The sequence below is a fragment of the Pseudomonas sp. F-14 TE3623 genome (assembly GCF_053629015.1).
Map to the genome: position 1 here is coordinate 317,321 of NZ_JBRJHM010000001.1, position 16,085 is coordinate 333,405.

The window sequence follows — 16,085 nt, forward strand, 5'->3', positions numbered from 1 at the left end:
AAATCAACTGTGGGAGCGAGCCTGCTCGCGATGGGGCCGGATCAGGTTTAGAGGGTTTTAACCGAAGCCGGATTAATCATCCGCGCCAACCCAAGGTTCTTCAGCGCCAACTGCAGCGAGCTGTGGATAACTTGCGGGTTGTCGATGGTCATCAGCTCAGCCAACAATTCCTTGGCCTTGCTCAGGTTGATCTGACGCAGCATCCACTTCACTTTCGGCAAGTTGGTGGCGTTCATCGACAGACTGTCGAAGCCCATTGCCATCAACAACACCGCCGCCGCCGGGTCACCGGCCATTTCGCCGCAGATACTCACGGGCTTGCCTTCGGCATGGGCATCGCGCACCACGCTCTGCAAGGCTTGCAACACCGCCGGGTGCAGGTAGTCGTAAAGGTCGGCCACCCGCGGGTTGTTGCGGTCCACGGCCAGCAGATACTGGGTCAGGTCGTTGGAGCCGACCGACAGGAAGTCCACTTGCCGCGCCAGTTCCTTGGTCTGATACACCGCCGCCGGAATCTCGATCATTACGCCAATCGGCGGCATCGGCACATCGGTGCCTTCGTCGCGGACTTCGCCCCAGGCCCGGTGGATCAGATGCAGGGCTTCTTCCAGTTCATGGGTGCCGGAAATCATCGGCAGCAGAATGCGCAGGTTGTTCAGGCCTTCGCTGGCCTTGAGCATGGCGCGGGTCTGCACCAGGAAGATTTCCGGGTGGTCGAGGGTCACGCGAATGCCGCGCCAGCCGAGGAACGGGTTGTCTTCCTTGATCGGAAAGTACGACAGCGCCTTGTCGCCGCCGATGTCCAGGCTGCGCATGGTCACCGGTTGCGGATGGAACGCGGCGAGTTGCTCGCGATAAATCGCCAGCTGCTCCTTTTCGCTAGGGAAGCGCTGATTGATCATGAACGGCACTTCGGTGCGGTACAGACCCACGCCCTCGGCACCGCGCTTCTGCGCCCGCGCCACGTCCGCCAGCAGACCGGTGTTGACCCACAGCGGCATGCGGTGACCGTCGACCGTTATGCACGGCAGGTCCCGCAATGCATCCAGACCGAGGGCCAGCTGTTTCTCTTCCTCGACCACCTCGGCGAACTGCTTGCGCAGCACGTCACTCGGGTTGGTATAGACCTCACCGTGGTAGCCGTCGACGATCATCTGGATGCCGTCGACCTTGGAGTACGGCAAGTCGACCAGGCCCATCACCGTCGGAATACCCATGGCGCGCGCCAGAATCGCCACGTGGGAGTTGCCGGAACCGAGTACCGACACCAGACCGACCAGCTTGCCTTCCGGCACCTCGCCGAGCATTGCCGGCGTCAGTTCTTCGCTGACCAGAATGGTGTTGTCGGGGTAAACCAGGGTCTGCTGCCGCTCTTCCTGCAGATAAGCCAGCAAGCGCCGACCGAGGTCTTTGACGTCCGAGGCCCGCTCACGCAGGTAGGCGTCGTCCATCAACTCGAAACGGTTGACGTGTTCGGTGACCACCTGACGCAACGCGCCCTGAGCCCATTGACCGGTCTTGATCACGGTGGTGATTTCGCTGCCGAGCGAGGCATCGTCGAGCATCATCAGGTAAACGTCGAACAGCGCCCGCTCTTCAGGCCGCAGCTGGGTGGCCAGCTTGGCGGACAAGGCACGCATGTCGGCGCGCACGCCCTCGATGGCGGTCTTGAACAGGCCAAGTTCCGCGTTGATATCGGTGATCGTCTTGTCCGGCACCACGTCCAGATCGGCCGGCGGCAGCATGACGACCGCGGTTCCGACCGCCGCGCCCGGCGAACCCGGTACACCGACGAACTTTGCTTCCTGGATACCTTTGCCCTGACGGCCCAGGCCACGGATCGAACCGGTGGCCTCGGCGTGGGCGATAACGCCGGCGAGCTGCGCGCTCATGGTCACGAGGAAGGCTTCTTCACCCTCATCGAACTGGCGGCGTTCTTTTTGCTGAATGACCAACACGCCGACGACGCGACGGTGGTGAATGATCGGCGCCCCGAGGAACGATGCGTAGCGCTCTTCACCGGTCTCGGCGAAGTAACGGTAGCGCGGGTGATCCGCGGCGTTTTCGAGGTTCAGGGGTTCTTCACGCGTGCCGACCAGACCGACCAGACCTTCGTTGGGTGCCATGCTGACTTTGCCGATCGAGCGCTTGTTCAAGCCCTCGGTGGCCATCAGCACGAAGCGGTTGGTCTCTGGGTCAAGCAGGTAGACCGAGCAGACCTGGCTGCCCATGGCCTCTTTGACGCGCAACACAATAATCCCCAACGCCGCCTTGAGATCCTTGGCGGAGTTAACTTCCTGGACGATCTTGCGCAGCGTATTGAGCATGGCTCGGGGTCGAACTCCGTCGTCAGTCGCGCGCTAAAAGGCGCGGGGCAAGCTCTTTGAGAGCGCGGCGATAAACCTCGCGCTTGAATGTCACCACCTGGCCCAACGGATACCAATAACTGACCCAGCGCCAGCCATCGAATTCCGGTTTACCGGTCAAATCCATCCGCACCCGCTGCTCGTTGGAGATCAGGCGCAGGAGAAACCATTTCTGCTTCTGGCCGATGCACAGCGGTTGGCTGTGCGTCCTGACCAGACGTTGCGGCAAACGATAGCGCAACCAGCCCCGGGTGCAGGCGAGTATTTCAACATCTTCGCGCTCCAGGCCCACTTCTTCGTTCAACTCGCGGTACAAGGCGTCTTCCGGCGTCTCCTGGGGGTTGATCCCTCCCTGTGGAAACTGCCAGGCATCTTGATTGATACGGCGAGCCCATAGCACCTGGCCAGCATCATTCGTCAGAATGATCCCGACATTGGGGCGGAAACCATCGGGGTCGATCACGGCAACAACCTCGCAAACGCATATCGCCGCATTGTTCCACAAAGGTTGTGAAAGCAGCAACGAGCCGACCTACCTTATGTGCACTCTTGTGAAAAGTCCGTATTCTGGACACCTTTCTACAGACTTTTCAGCGAGTAACTGCAATGCGGCTGGCTTTATTCGACTTGGACAACACGCTTCTGGGCGGTGACAGTGACCACGCTTGGGGCGATTATCTGTGCGAACGCGGTTTCCTCGACGCCGTCGCCTACAAGGCACGCAACGACGAGTTTTATCAGGATTACCTGGCCGGCAAGCTGGATAACGACGCGTACCTGAACTTCTGCCTGGAAGTTCTCGGCCGCACCGAGATGGCCACACTGGAGCAATGGCATCTGGACTACATGCGTGACTGCATCGAACCGATCGTGCTGCCCAAGGCAATCGAACTGCTGGCCAGACACCGTGAGGCCGGCGACAAGCTGGTGATCATCACCGCCACCAACCGCTTTGTGACCGGGCCGATTGCAGCACGTTTAGGCGTTGAGACCCTGATCGCCACCGAATGCGAAATGATCGACGGCCGTTACAGCGGGCGCAGCACCGATGTTCCGTGTTTCAGGGAAGGTAAGGTGACCCGGTTACTTCGTTGGCTGGAAGAGACTGGCCATAACCTGGAAGACAGCTATTTCTACAGCGATTCGATGAATGACTTGGCGCTGCTGGAGCGGGTGACGAACCCGATCGCGGTCGACCCGGACGTGAATCTGCGGGCCGAGGCTGAGAAGCGGGGTTGGCCGGTAATTTCGTTGCGCGGCTGATATCGCCTTCGCGAGCAAGCCCGCTCCCACAATTGATCTTCAGTGGACACAGGATTTGTGTACAGCCGAGATCAATTGTGGGAGCGGGCTTGCTCGCGAAGGGGCCGACTCGGTCTGTAGCCTTAAACCGGCTTGGCTCCCATCAAACCCGCAATCGCGATGAAACAAACAAAGCTGAACAGTGCGAGGGCAAAGGTGAATTTGCCGTTCCCCGCCGGCGCCTTGCGCAACTTGTTCAGCCGCACCACCAGCCAGAACCAACCCAGGGCCGCCACGGTATAGAGCACACTGGAAGCCAGCAGCCAGGTCTGCCCCAACGGCCAGCCCACCAGATGCACCATCCACCAACCGGTGAATGGCATGCTCAGCAATGCCAGGCCCATCAATAGCCAGATGAACACCAGCGGTCGCTGCAAGGTGCGGGCGTGAGCCGTCGCATCACCGTTACGGCGTGTGCGCCAGACCCAGATCCCCAAACCCAGCGCGCACACCAGCAACACCACCGTTGCAACCATGTGCGCCACTTTCAGGGCGGTTAACGTTTCCATTGTTCGATTTCCTTATAGCCTGCCGATCAGCGTAGCCGCTCAGCCGAGAAACAGCTGATAGGCCGGGTTGTCGCTTTCGTCCCAGTACGGGTAGCCGATTTCTTCCAGCGCGGCCGGTACCAGATGACGCTCGTCGTGCGGCACTTGCAGGCCCGCGACCACCCGGCCATCGGCCGCGCCGTGGTTGCGGTAGTGGAACATCGAAATGTTCCAGCGTCCGCCGAGTTTGTTGAGGAAGTTGAACAACGCACCCGGACGCTCCGGAAACTCGAAACGCAGCACCACTTCATCGACAACCTGGGCGGCACGCCCGCCAACCATATGGCGAATGTGCAACTTGGCCAGTTCGTTGTCGGTCAGGTCGAGCACCGGGAAACCCTGCTCGGTGAGACTGGCGAGCAGCGCACTGCGCGGGTCGTTTTCCGGGTGCGTCTGCACGCCGACAAAGATGTGCGCTTCGCTGCCGGTGTTGTAGCGGTAATTGAATTCGGTGATCTGACGCTTGCCGATGGCTTCGCAGAACGCCTTGAAGCTGCCCGGTTTCTCGGGAATGGTCACGGCAATGATGGCTTCGCGACCCTCGCCCAGTTCAGCGCGCTCGGCCACGTGGCGCAAGCGGTCGAAGTTGACGTTGGCTCCGGAATCAATGGCCACAAACGTATGGCCGGTGACGCCGCGTTGCTCGACGTACTTCTTGATCCCAGCCACGCCCAAGGCGCCAGCAGGTTCAGTGATCGAGCGGGTATCGTCGTAGATATCCTTGATTGCCGCGCAGATCTCGTCGGTGCTGACAGTGATGACTTCGTCTACATAATCTTTGCAGATATCGAAAGTGTGCTGACCGATCTGCGCCACTGCAACGCCATCGGCGAAGAGACCCACGGTCGGCAGCACCACCCGCTCGCCGGCCGCCATGGCCGCTTGCAGGCAGTTGGAGTCATCCGGTTCGACGCCGATGATTTTGATGTCCGGGCGCAGGTATTTCACGTACGCCGCGATCCCGGCGATCAGCCCACCGCCGCCCACCGGAACGAAGATCGCATCCAGACGCCCCGGGTGCTGGCGCAGAATCTCCATGGCCACCGTGCCCTGCCCGGCAATGGTGTGGGGATCATCGTAAGGGTGAATGTAGACGTAGCCTTTTTCGTCGACCAGTTTCAGCGAGTAGGCCAAGGCTTCCGGGAACGAATCCCCGTGCAGCACCACTTTGCCGCCGCGCGAGCGCACGCCTTCGACCTTGATCTCCGGGGTGGTCTTGGGCATCACGATGGTCGCTTTCACGCCCAGAACCTTGGCCGCCAGGGCCAGGCCTTGCGCATGGTTGCCCGCCGACGCGGTGACCACGCCGCGAGCGCGCTCTTCATCGCTCAATTGCGTCAACTTGTTGTAAGCGCCGCGAATCTTGAACGAGAACACCGGCTGCAAGTCTTCACGCTTGAGCCAGATATCGTTGCCCAGCCGCTCGGAGAGCTGGCGGGCAGTCTGCAATGGGGTTTCTACGGCAACGTCATAAACGCGCGAGGTGAGGATCTTTTTGACGTACTGTTCGAGCATCGGAAAGCATCACTGAGCGGGTTGGGCAGGGCCAAGGAGTCTAACCCGGCTTTTGGGCGGGCGACCACACTAAACAGATGGTTTTGAAACCGGAGTAATACCTGTGGCGAGGGGGCTTGCCCCCGTTGGAGCGTGAAGCGCTCCCCAGCACTCTTCCAGATACACCGCATTCGACAGCCTTACGACTGCTTCGCAGCCGAACGGGGGCAAGCCCCCTCGCCACAGGAGTGTTTCCCCCTGCACTATCGCGAGGCCTATAATGCCGGCCTTTCGTTCCCCTTTCGGCACTTCGGAGCCCGCATGACCCAGGATCAACTCAAACAGGCCGTAGCCCAGGCCGCCGTCGACTTCATCCTCCCGAAACTCGATGACAAGAGCATCGTCGGGGTCGGCACCGGCTCCACCGCCAACTGCTTCATCGATGCCCTGGCCAAGCACAAAGGCGCATTCGATGGCGCGGTCGCCAGCTCCGAAGCCACCGCCGCCCGCCTCAAGGGCCACGGCATTCCGGTGTATGAGCTCAATACCGTCAGCGACCTGGAGTTCTACGTCGACGGCGCCGATGAAAGCGACGAGCACCTGCACCTGATCAAGGGCGGTGGCGCGGCCCTGACCCGCGAGAAGATTGTGGCGGCCGTGGCCAAGACCTTCATCTGCATCGCCGACGCCAGCAAACTGGTGCCGGTCCTAGGTGCATTCCCGCTGCCGGTGGAAGTGATCCCGATGGCCCGCAGCCACGTGGCCCGCCAACTGGTGAAGCTCGGCGGCGACCCGGTTTACCGTGAAGGCGTGCTGACCGACAACGGCAACATCATCCTCGACGTGTTCAACATGCAGATCACCAACCCGGTGGAGCTGGAAACACAGATCAATGCCATCGTCGGCGTGGTCACCAACGGCTTGTTCGCAGCCCGCCCGGCTGATTTGCTGCTACTGGGGACGAGCGAAGGCGTGAAAACCCTGCGCGCCCAATAAGGCAGACACCAAACAGTGTGGGAGCGGGCTTGCTCGCGAAGAGGCCGTGTCAGCCGATAGAGATGTCGGCAGACAGAGCGCTTTCGCGAGCAAGCCCGCTCCCACATTTGTTTTGTAGTGTCTGTCAGGATTGTGCTGGTTTTTTGAAGACGTAGAAAAGATTCGGCTCGCTGACGAGGTACAAGGTGCCGTCGTCGTCCATGGCGATGCCTTCCGCTTGCGGCACAGTCTTCTGCAATCCCTGACGCCCCTTGCTCAGTGACAGAGTGGTCAGCGGCCGCCCATCGACATCCAGCTCCAGAATCAGTCGCGACTCATCGGACAGCGCCAGCAGATGGCCGCTGCGCTCGTCGTATTGCAGGCTCGACAGGTCTCGCACGAACATCCCGGCATCGCGTTTTGGGTTGTTCACGACATGCACCGCGTAGGATTTCTCCGGGTTGTAATGCGGAAAGCCCTGCACTTCGTAAATCAGCATCGGATCGCGCTCCTTGGCGACAAACAAGCGCTTGCCCACCGAGTCATAGGCCAACCCTTCAAACCCTTTGTTGCCACTCATGTGCACGCCGAGGGTCATCTGCTCGGCGTCCGCGGCATCGAGGAACGTCGTGTCCTTCTCCAGATGAATCTTGATCAGCCGTTGCTGGCGCTCGTCGGTGATCACGTAAGTGTCAGCACTGATGAACTCCACCGCCTCCGGGTCGCCAAACCCGATCAGCGCCACACGCCGCAGAATTTTGCCTTCCAGAGACAATTCGATCAGTTCGGCATTTTTGTTGGTAACGGTGAACAGGCTTTTACGCACGGGATCGAAGGTCAGCGCCGAAACATCGTCGTCCAGGCCATCGATGACTTGCGCCTCGATTGCTACCTGATACTGATCCAGACCAATGGACTGGGCATTCATTGGCTGCCAGAACGCCTGCACATTGAACCAGGTGCGCTCGAACAGACGCAGGTACTGGCCGACGGCAATCAGCACGATCAGCGCAATCACCGACAGGATCAGCATCAGGGGTTTGGGACGGGCAAGTCGGCGCATTCAGGCGAGCTCGGAAACAAGACGGGTGGATGAAATACCACGGCAGTATGAATTCAAGCTTAATGGCCAGTGGCCTTCGACCACAATTACCGAACTCGTAGGAGCGGCCGAAGGTTCGGGCCGCGTTCGGACGCTCTTTTGATCTTCAACAATCTTGCCTGCGCCAAAAGATCAAGAAATCGCTGCCTTCGGCAGCTCCTACCGTTGTTTTTCGAACCGATAGAACAGGTTCGGCTCGCTCACCATGTACAGCGTGCCCGCTTCGTCCATGGTCACACCTTCGGCACGGGGAATGGTTTTCTTCAGACCATTGAACCCTCCGAGCAAAGTCATGAAGCTGACCTGCTCGCCTTTCTCGTCCAATTCCAGCAGCAAATGAGAATCGGCGGACAGCACCAAAGTATGGCCGGTGCGCGGATCGATGGCCAGGGCCGACAGGTTGCGGATATCCAGTTCGTCGCTGGACAGCTTTTGCTTGTCGCCCTTGAGGATTTGGCTGCCGTCGCTTTTCCAGCTGAACAGCGCCGGTGGACGCTCTTCACCCAGCAGCAGTTGCTGGTTGCGCGCATCCCAGACGATCGCCTCGAAGGCTTTATTCTGGTCTTTTGACGGACCCAGGTCGTATTTCGGGAAACTGGCGATATTCAGTTCGCGAGTATCGGCATCGACCTTGACGATGGTAAGCAGGTGCGCGCGCTCATCGGTGATCGCCAGCAAACCATTGCCCATGACCGTTACCCCTTCCGGGTTGCTCCAACCCACCAGCGGCATTTTGCGCAACACATCGCCCTGCAACGTCAGCTCGACCAGAAACGGGTTCTTGCCCATCACCGCAAACAGGGTTTTGGTCTGCGGGTCATAAGACACGTCCGACGCTTCGTCCTTCTCCATGCCCGGCAGCAGTTTGGCGTCGATCACCGCCCGGTAATCCGGCAGCCAGATACTCTCTTTTCGCTCGGCCGGGCTTTCGAAACGCTCCATCACCCAGAGCAGGCCGCGATCATCCCAGTGCATCGCAAACACGAGGCCATACACAGCAGCCGCTACCAGCAAAAGCCAGGAATACCAACGCATGACAAAGCGCGAGCGGCGGGCAGTTTTCAGCTTGGGCAGCGGTTGGGTGCTCATGCAGGGATACGTTCCAGAAATTCAGGCTATGGGTAATAGCACAATTGGGACTGGCTCAGACGCCAGAAGCCCCGGAATTATCCGGACAAGATGTGAAAAAAACGGGAAATGGCGGTAAAGCCCTGTGTGGGCAGATGCAATTTGCGGGAAGGATCACAAACCAATGTGGGAGCGGGCTTGCTCGCGAATGCGGTCTGTCATCCAATATTGATGTTGGATTTGACGGCATCTTCGCGAGCAAGCCCGCTCCCACAGGGTTTTGCGTCGGGTCAGCGGACGCTGCTGGTGAAGCGGCTGGCGCCCGGCAGTTCGAGCACCAGTTCGTCACCGACATTCAGCGGGCCAACGCCCACCGGCGTACCCGTGAGGATCACGTCACCGGCCTGCAGCGAGAAGCAACCGGCCATGTACTGGATCATCGGCACAATCGGATTCAGCATGTCCTTGCTGTTGCCATCCTGGCGCACTTCGCCATTGATGGTCAGGCGGATGCCAATGTCGGTCAGGTCGGCGAAGGTACTGCCAGCCACGAACGGCGCAAGCACTGCCGCCCCGTCGAAAGACTTGGCGATTTCCCACGGCAGGCCCTTGGCTTTCAGCTCGGCCTGCTTGTCGCGCAAGGTCAGATCCAGTGCAGGGGCGATGCCGGAGATAGCATCCAGCACTTCTTCACGGCTCGGCTTGGTCGACAACGGCTTACCGATCAATACGGCGATTTCTGCTTCGTAATGCACTGAGCCACGCTCGGTCGGAATGCTGAAACCGCCTTCCAGCGGCACCACGCAACTGCCCGGCTTGATGAACAGCAGTGGCTCAGTAGGCACCGGATTGTCCAGCTCCTTGGCGTGTTCGGCGTAGTTGCGGCCGATGCATACCACTTTCCCCAGCGGGAAATGAATACGCGTACCGTCGACATACTGGTGCTGATAGCTCATGGACCGACTCCTGCTTCGTGCTCTTAACGTTCGAAGAATCAAACAGCGAAAATCTTGCCCGGGTTCATGATGCCGTTCGGGTCGAATACCGCTTTGACGGCTTTCATGTACTCGATCTCAACCGGCGAGCGACTGTAGGTCAAATAGTCACGCTTGGTCATGCCCACACCATGCTCGGCGGAAATCGAACCGTTGTACTTCTCGACGGTTTCGAACACCCACTTGTTGACGGTCGCGCACTTGGCGAAGAACTCGTCCTTGCTCAGGTTATCCGGCTTGAGGATGTTCAAGTGCAGGTTGCCGTCGCCGATGTGGCCGAACCAGACGATTTCGAAATCCGGGTAGTGTTCGCCGACGATCGCGTCGATTTCCTTCAGGAACCCGGGGACTTTCGACACAGTGACCGAAATGTCGTTTTTGTATGGCGTCCAGTGGGAAATGGTTTCGGAGATGTACTCGCGCAATTTCCACAGGTTCTGCAATTGGGTTTCGCTCTGGCTCATCACGCCGTCCAGCACCCAGCCTTCCTCGACGCAGTGCTCGAAGGTTTCCAGGGCGTGGTTGGCCACTTCTTCAGTGGTCGCTTCAAATTCCAGCAGCGCGTAGAACGGGCAATCGGATTCGAACGGTGCCGGCACATCGCCGCGCGCCATAACCTTGGCCAAGGCTTTATCGGAGAAGAATTCGAAGGCGGTCAGGTCAAGCTTGCTCTGGAATGCATGTAACACCGGCATGATCGAATCAAAATCGGCGGTGCCGAGGACCATCGCGGTGAGGTTTTTCGGCGCACGGTCCAGGCGCATGGTGGCTTCGACCACAAAACCCAGCGTGCCTTCAGCGCCGATGAACAGCTGACGCAGGTCGTAGCCGGTGGCGTTCTTGATCAGATCTTTGTTCAGTTCCAGCAGATCGCCCTTGCCGGTGACGACTTTCATGCCGGCTACCCAGTTGCGGGTCATGCCGTAGCGAATGACCTTGATCCCGCCGGCATTGGTGCCGATATTGCCGCCAATCTGGCTGGAACCTGCCGAAGCGAAATCCACCGGGTAGTACAGTCCGTGCTCTTCGGCCTTGTTCTGCAATTGCTCGGTAACCACGCCTGGCTGACAAACGGCCGTGCGGTCTGTCAGGTTCACATCGAGGATCTGGTTCATATAGTCGAAGGACACAACCACTTCGCCATTGGCTGCCACGGCCGCAGCCGAAAGTCCGGTACGACCGCCGGATGGCACCAGCGCCACCTTGTGGTTATTGGCCCAACGGACAATGGCCTGGACCTGCTCGGTGGTCTTGGGAAACACAATAGCGGTCGGGGCGGGGGCGAAATGCTTGGTCCAATCCTTGCCGTAAGCATTCAGGGAGTCGGCGTCGGTCAGCACCTTGCCGGGCTCAACCAGGGTCTTCAGCTCATCAATCAGGGCAGGATTGGTCATCGACAGAACTCTCGAACAATTCATGGTCATCCTGAGAACGCTTCACGTCGCAGGAATGAGTGTTTAGCGGGGTGCATATGCTAGCATACCGACCCCGCAGGATAGTGCCCAAAGGCTGTTCTGCGGCGACGGCTTTCTTGCCGTCCGGGTCAGCATCTGTTGACCATTTCCTGCCATTTTTCTCCGGGACACAGGTTTACGCAGATGAGCAAGACTTCTCTCGATAAGAGCAAGATCAAGTTCCTTCTTCTCGAAGGCGTCCACCAATCGGCTGTCGACGTCCTCAAGGCGGCGGGCTACACCAGCATCGAGTACCTCACAGGTTCTCTGCCGGAAGCCCAGCTGAAGGAAAAGATCGCTGATGCTCACTTCATCGGCATTCGCTCCCGCACTCAACTGACCGAAGAGATCTTCGATCACGCGAAGAAACTGGTGGCTGTCGGCTGTTTCTGCATCGGCACCAACCAGGTCGACCTCAACGCGGCTCGCGAACGCGGCATCGCAGTATTCAACGCGCCGTACTCCAACACTCGCTCCGTAGCCGAGCTGGTATTGGCCGAAGCGATCCTGTTGCTGCGCGGCATCCCAGAGAAGAACGCTTCCTGCCACCGTGGCGGCTGGATCAAGAGCGCGGCCAACTCCTTCGAAATCCGCGGCAAGAAACTGGGTATCGTCGGTTACGGCTCGATCGGTACTCAGCTGTCGGTTCTGGCCGAAGGCTTGGGCATGCAGGTGTATTTCTACGATACCGTGACCAAGCTGCCATTGGGCAACGCAACGCAAGTTGCCAGTCTGACCGAGCTGCTGGGCATGTCCGACATCGTCACCCTGCACGTTCCGGAAACCGCAGCCACCCAGTGGATGATCGGCGAGAAAGAAATCCGCGCCATCAAGAAGGGCGGCATTCTAATCAACGCTGCTCGCGGCACTGTTGTTGAACTGGACGCCCTGGCGGACGCGATCAAGGACAAGCACCTGATCGGCGCCGCCATCGACGTATTCCCGGTGGAGCCGCGCTCCAACGAAGAAGAGTTCGAAAGCCCGCTGCGTGGCCTGGACAACGTGATCCTGACCCCGCACATCGGTGGTTCCACCGCTGAGGCGCAAGCCAACATCGGTCTGGAAGTGGCGGAAAAACTGGTCAAGTACAGCGACAACGGTACTTCGGTATCGTCCGTGAACTTCCCGGAAGTGGCGCTGCCGGCTCACCCTGGCAAGCACCGTCTGCTGCACATCCACGAGAACATTCCGGGTGTGATGAGCGAGATCAACAAGGTCTTCGCCGAAAACGGCATCAACATTTCCGGTCAGTTCCTGCAGACCAACGAGAAAGTCGGCTATGTCGTGATCGACGTCGATGCCGAATACTCGGAAATGGCGCAGGAGAAGCTGCAGCACATCAACGGCACCATTCGTTGCCGCGTGTTGTTCTGATCGCGTTTTGAGCGACAAAAAAGGGAGCTCCTCGGAGCTCCCTTTTTCACAGCTGCTTTTTCATGGCTGTGGAAAAGTTACTTCACAGTCACGGTGATTTTCTTCGAAACGATCGGTGGATCGAACGGCATGTGACCGCTGTCGCCCAGCTCGAGCTGCAAGGTGTGCTTGCCCGGTGCCAGTTTGATGGTGGCCTCGGTTTGCGCCTTGCCGAAGTGCATGTGGTTGGCATCTGTCGGAATCGGTGCGCCTTCGGCAGGCAGCTTGTCGACATCGATCAGCAAGTGGTGATGACCGGTGTTTTTGGTTGGATCACCAGCCGGGGCAAGTGAGATGTCCTTCACGCCAAACTTAACCTTGAATTCCTGCCCCACAGTCGCACCGTCTTCCGGGGAAACAATGAACGCTTGTGCACCTTTGGGAGCAGGTGTGGCAGCCGTTGCCAGCATCGATGCACCCAGCAACAGGCCAGCCAGTGCGGCTCGTGACATAAAGGTTTTCATTCTCTTCTCCAGTTTTTCCGTAAAATTCGCTCGACCGTGACAACTTCACGGCCATTCGTTGTCGAAGGCACACGACAACCATAGCAAAGCGAGCCTGAACAGCGCGTCGCGATAAATGAATTCAAAGGAGTGACCATGCGCTTTTTGCCTGGCCTGATCTGCCTGCTGCCCCTTTTTAGCCCTTTGGCTCATGCCGAACTGATGGACGATGTAAACGACCGCGGCGAATTGCGTATTGCCCTTGAGGCTAATACACCGCCCTTCAATTTCAAGGATGACGACAAACTGACCGGCTTCGAAGTCGAGTTGGGTCAACTGCTGGCCGATGAGCTGGATGTACGGGCCGACTTCGTCGTCACCGATTCCGGCGATCTGTTGACCGGCGTCGAAAGCGGCAAATACGACGTGGCCATCAATCACATAGCACAGACCCCGGACCTTAAGGATCGTTTCGACTTCACCGAACCTTACAGCTACGCCGATGCACAATTGCTCGCGCAGAAAGAAGAGCAGCCGCGCCCGCTAGTGTTGGTGCAAACGCTGAAGGAAGAAGAACCGAAGGCCGGCCCGCCGGTGAGCCTGGCGATTCCGTTTCAGAAGGGTAACCCGGCGTTTCATGCCAGCCTCGAAAACGCCTTGCAGCGGATCAAGGGGGATGGCCGATTGGAAGCGTTGTCGCAGAAGTGGTTGGGGGCGGATACGAGCGTGGCGCCGAAGCCATAAGGCACTGAAGATTTAATGTGGGAGCGGGCTTGCTCGCGAATGCGGTGTGTCAGGCAACATTGATGTCGACTGACACTCACTCTTCGCGAGCAAGCCCGCTCCCACATGGGTTTTAGGCAGGTCGTTAGTTCAGGGTTGCCAGGGCTGCCGCCGCTTCGGCCAATTCCAACTCACTGAACACCTGAACGCCATTGCGCTTGAGCAATGCCGCGGTGACACCCTCGCCGCTGATCTTCACGCCACTGAAGGTCCCGTCATAGGTCAACAGATTCCCGCAAGACGGGCTGTTGGCCTTGAGCACGGCAATGCGGATGCCGTGCTGTTGCACCAGTTCCAGCGCCTGATAAGCCCCCGAAAGAAACTCGGCACTGACGTCCTCGCCCTCGGTGGTGATGACCGATGCAAGGCCATCAAGCACTTCACCACCCTGCCCGCCCGGAATCTCCGCCGCGGCCCTTGGCGTCGGCAAACCACCGGCGACTTCCGGGCACAACGGCACCACCCGGCCTTCGGCAATCCATTGTTCCAACAAATTGAATGGCCCACTGGCGCCACCGTCGTAACGGACGCGGTGACCGAGCAAACAGCGGCTAACCAGAATCTTTTGCATGATCAGAACGGCTCGTTGCCACGACGGCGGAACCAGCCCGTCAACGACAGGCGATCGCGGGTCGCGGGCAGGACTTCGTGGGGGACTTCGCCCGACAGGAATACCACCAGGCATCCGCCGGTGGGCACCACATCGTGTTCGATGCCTTCGTCCAGGTACATGCGCAACTGACCGCCATGCTCGGGCAGCCAGTCGTCATTGAGGTAGATCACCGCCGAGACCATGCGCCGGTCGTCATCGCGGAACCGGTCGACATGCTTGAGGTAGAAAGCGCCAGGCGGATACAGAGCGAAATGGCTTTCGAAATCTTCCAGGCCCAGAAACAAACTGCGATTCATCGCCTCACGCAGGCTGTCCATCAATCCCAGATAGCTGTCGCAAGCCTCGGCCTGACCGGGTTCGAGCCACTGGATATGGTCACCACGAATGCCCTCGCGGATCTCCGAAAACGGCCCGCGCCCCACGGCGGCCGGGGCGAGTTCGCCCTCGGCGGCACGTTTGCGGCACTCGGCCGCCAGCGCCCGGGTCAGATCCAGAGGCAGGAAAATATTCTGCTGCGACCAGCCGCGCTCAGCCAGGTCGTCGACGATACGTAACAGCAGCGGATGATCAGAGGATATTTGCATGGCGCGCATAGTATTCCTGTGCCCGCAAATCCGACAGAGCCGCGCAGCGGAGGATTGGTCGGATAAGGCACGCAACCTGATACGAATTCTCGACAAGTACGAATGCCGCACGGAGAATAGTCGCCTGCTGACAGGAGTCCCTATGCGTCGCTTGCTTTTTTCACTGTTAATGCTCTGCGTATTGCCCGCCTGGGCGGACGGCCACGACCAGTTGTACAAGGTCGCCGGTTGGCCAGAACAACGCGCGCATTTCAACGATGCTCTCTCCGCCGCTCAGCAGCGTTACCAGAATAGCCTGCCGCCGGCGGTGTTTCAGGCCCTGGTCAACAACAGTAATCAGCGTTTCGCCCCCAAGGCCATGGACCAGCGTGCCGAAGCGCAGCTGCGCAAAAAGCTTGCCGATCCGAAACCTGCACTGACCTTCTTTCAATCGCCCCTGGGCAAGAAAATTGTCGCCGCCGAACTGCTGGCGACCCGTCGCGATCAATTGGCGAAAAACGCCAAGGGCTTGCCGAAAATGCAGGCCAGCGATACCCGTCAACTCATCATCGGTCACCTGGCCCAGGCCCTGCCCGCTCGCGAGGCCGGCGCTGAAGTCAGCCTGGCGATTGCGGGCGTGGCGGCCGACAGCCTGAGCTCGATGATCCCCGGCCTGCTCGGTGGCGGTCAGGCTCAAGGCATGTTGAACGGCCAGCGCCAGCGCCTGATGGAGCAGATCGGCGCCGACCTGAACAACACGCTGCTGTATGTCTATCGCGACCTGTCAGATGACGAGCTGGAAGAGTTCGCCACGTTTGCCGAGTCCACGGAAGGCAAGGCTTACTATCAAGCGGCATTGGCGGCGATTCGGGCGGGGTTGGCGGTGGGGCAGAGTACGTCGAGCCTCAGTCAATAATATTCAGCGTCTGGAAGATCGCTTTCGCGAGCAAGCCCGCTCCCACACTT

16 protein-coding genes are annotated in these 16,085 nt (G+C 59.2%); 5 read left to right on the forward strand and 11 right to left on the reverse strand.

Going from position 1 to position 16,085, the window contains the following annotated elements; all coding sequences use genetic code 11:
* Positions 1-47 precede the first annotated feature (47 nt).
* Together ptsP and AB7M29_RS01445 are read right to left on the reverse strand one after the other, a co-directional pair.
* On the reverse strand, positions 48-2,327 hold the full coding sequence (gene ptsP / locus AB7M29_RS01440; protein ID WP_052964606.1) for a phosphoenolpyruvate--protein phosphotransferase: 2,280 nt from the start codon (positions 2,325-2,327) through the stop codon (positions 48-50).
* Between the two features lie 22 nt (positions 2,328-2,349).
* The gene (locus tag AB7M29_RS01445; RefSeq protein WP_007897732.1) at positions 2,350-2,829 is read right to left on the reverse strand and encodes an RNA pyrophosphohydrolase; all 480 of its coding nucleotides are present in this window, start codon (positions 2,827-2,829) and stop codon (positions 2,350-2,352) included.
* 143 nt (positions 2,830-2,972) lie between these two features.
* On the opposite strand from AB7M29_RS01445, the gene AB7M29_RS01450 reads away from it, so the two are divergent.
* On the forward strand, positions 2,973-3,629 hold the full coding sequence (locus tag AB7M29_RS01450; RefSeq protein WP_217857508.1) for a histidinol-phosphatase: 657 nt from the start codon (positions 2,973-2,975) through the stop codon (positions 3,627-3,629).
* A gap of 122 nt (positions 3,630-3,751) precedes the next feature.
* Here the strand turns inward: AB7M29_RS01450 and AB7M29_RS01455 are convergent, their stop codons facing one another.
* Both AB7M29_RS01455 and ilvA read right to left on the reverse strand, forming a co-directional pair.
* Positions 3,752-4,177 (reverse strand): DUF2269 domain-containing protein, encoded by a 426-nt coding sequence (locus tag AB7M29_RS01455; protein ID WP_454246191.1) that lies wholly within the window; start codon positions 4,175-4,177, stop codon positions 3,752-3,754.
* Between the two features lie 39 nt (positions 4,178-4,216).
* A complete protein-coding gene (gene ilvA / locus AB7M29_RS01460; protein WP_052964603.1) occupies positions 4,217-5,731 on the reverse strand; it encodes a threonine ammonia-lyase, biosynthetic in 1,515 nt (504 codons plus the stop codon).
* A gap of 300 nt (positions 5,732-6,031) precedes the next feature.
* Here ilvA and rpiA point away from each other — a divergent pair, with 300 nt between their 5' ends.
* A complete protein-coding gene (gene rpiA / locus AB7M29_RS01465; RefSeq protein WP_052964602.1) occupies positions 6,032-6,706 on the forward strand; it encodes a ribose-5-phosphate isomerase RpiA in 675 nt (224 codons plus the stop codon).
* A 124-nt stretch (positions 6,707-6,830) separates the two neighbouring features.
* On the opposite strand, the gene AB7M29_RS01470 is transcribed toward rpiA, so the two are convergent.
* The 4 genes from AB7M29_RS01470 to AB7M29_RS01485 form a co-directional block, all read right to left on the reverse strand.
* Positions 6,831-7,748, reverse strand: a complete 918-nt coding sequence (locus AB7M29_RS01470; RefSeq protein WP_454246192.1) for an SdiA-regulated domain-containing protein — start codon at positions 7,746-7,748, stop codon at positions 6,831-6,833.
* 198 nt (positions 7,749-7,946) lie between these two features.
* Positions 7,947-8,876 carry an SdiA-regulated domain-containing protein gene (locus AB7M29_RS01475; RefSeq protein WP_454246193.1) on the reverse strand — a complete coding sequence of 310 codons (930 nt, stop codon included), beginning with the start codon at positions 8,874-8,876 and terminating at the stop codon, positions 7,947-7,949.
* 269 nt (positions 8,877-9,145) lie between these two features.
* Positions 9,146-9,811, reverse strand: coding sequence for a fumarylacetoacetate hydrolase family protein (locus tag AB7M29_RS01480; protein ID WP_454246194.1), 666 nt, complete (start codon positions 9,809-9,811; stop codon positions 9,146-9,148).
* 38 nt (positions 9,812-9,849) lie between these two features.
* A complete protein-coding gene (locus AB7M29_RS01485) occupies positions 9,850-11,244 on the reverse strand; it encodes an FAD-binding oxidoreductase (RefSeq protein WP_052964598.1) in 1,395 nt (464 codons plus the stop codon).
* A 204-nt stretch (positions 11,245-11,448) separates the two neighbouring features.
* Here AB7M29_RS01485 and serA point away from each other — a divergent pair, with 204 nt between their 5' ends.
* Positions 11,449-12,678, forward strand: coding sequence for a phosphoglycerate dehydrogenase (serA, locus tag AB7M29_RS01490; protein WP_052964597.1), 1,230 nt, complete (start codon positions 11,449-11,451; stop codon positions 12,676-12,678).
* Positions 12,679-12,755: 77 nt separating this feature from the next.
* Here the strand turns inward: serA and AB7M29_RS01495 are convergent, their stop codons facing one another.
* On the reverse strand, positions 12,756-13,181 hold the full coding sequence (locus tag AB7M29_RS01495) for a DUF4399 domain-containing protein (protein ID WP_052964596.1): 426 nt from the start codon (positions 13,179-13,181) through the stop codon (positions 12,756-12,758).
* A gap of 135 nt (positions 13,182-13,316) precedes the next feature.
* Here AB7M29_RS01495 and AB7M29_RS01500 point away from each other — a divergent pair, with 135 nt between their 5' ends.
* Entirely contained in the window at positions 13,317-13,904 is a 588-nt protein-coding gene (locus AB7M29_RS01500) for a transporter substrate-binding domain-containing protein (RefSeq protein WP_217857512.1), read from the forward strand.
* A 124-nt stretch (positions 13,905-14,028) separates the two neighbouring features.
* On the opposite strand, the gene AB7M29_RS01505 is transcribed toward AB7M29_RS01500, so the two are convergent.
* Both AB7M29_RS01505 and AB7M29_RS01510 read right to left on the reverse strand, forming a co-directional pair.
* Positions 14,029-14,514: a DUF523 domain-containing protein gene (locus AB7M29_RS01505; RefSeq protein WP_454246195.1), complete on the reverse strand. Its 486-nt coding sequence runs from the start codon at positions 14,512-14,514 to the stop codon at positions 14,029-14,031.
* Between the two features lie 2 nt (positions 14,515-14,516).
* A complete protein-coding gene (locus AB7M29_RS01510; protein WP_217857514.1) occupies positions 14,517-15,149 on the reverse strand; it encodes a 2OG-Fe(II) oxygenase in 633 nt (210 codons plus the stop codon).
* Positions 15,150-15,282: 133 nt separating this feature from the next.
* Between AB7M29_RS01510 and AB7M29_RS01515 the strand changes: the two genes are divergently transcribed.
* Positions 15,283-16,035, forward strand: a complete 753-nt coding sequence (locus AB7M29_RS01515) for a DUF2059 domain-containing protein (protein WP_454246196.1) — start codon at positions 15,283-15,285, stop codon at positions 16,033-16,035.
* Positions 16,036-16,085 lie beyond the last annotated feature (50 nt).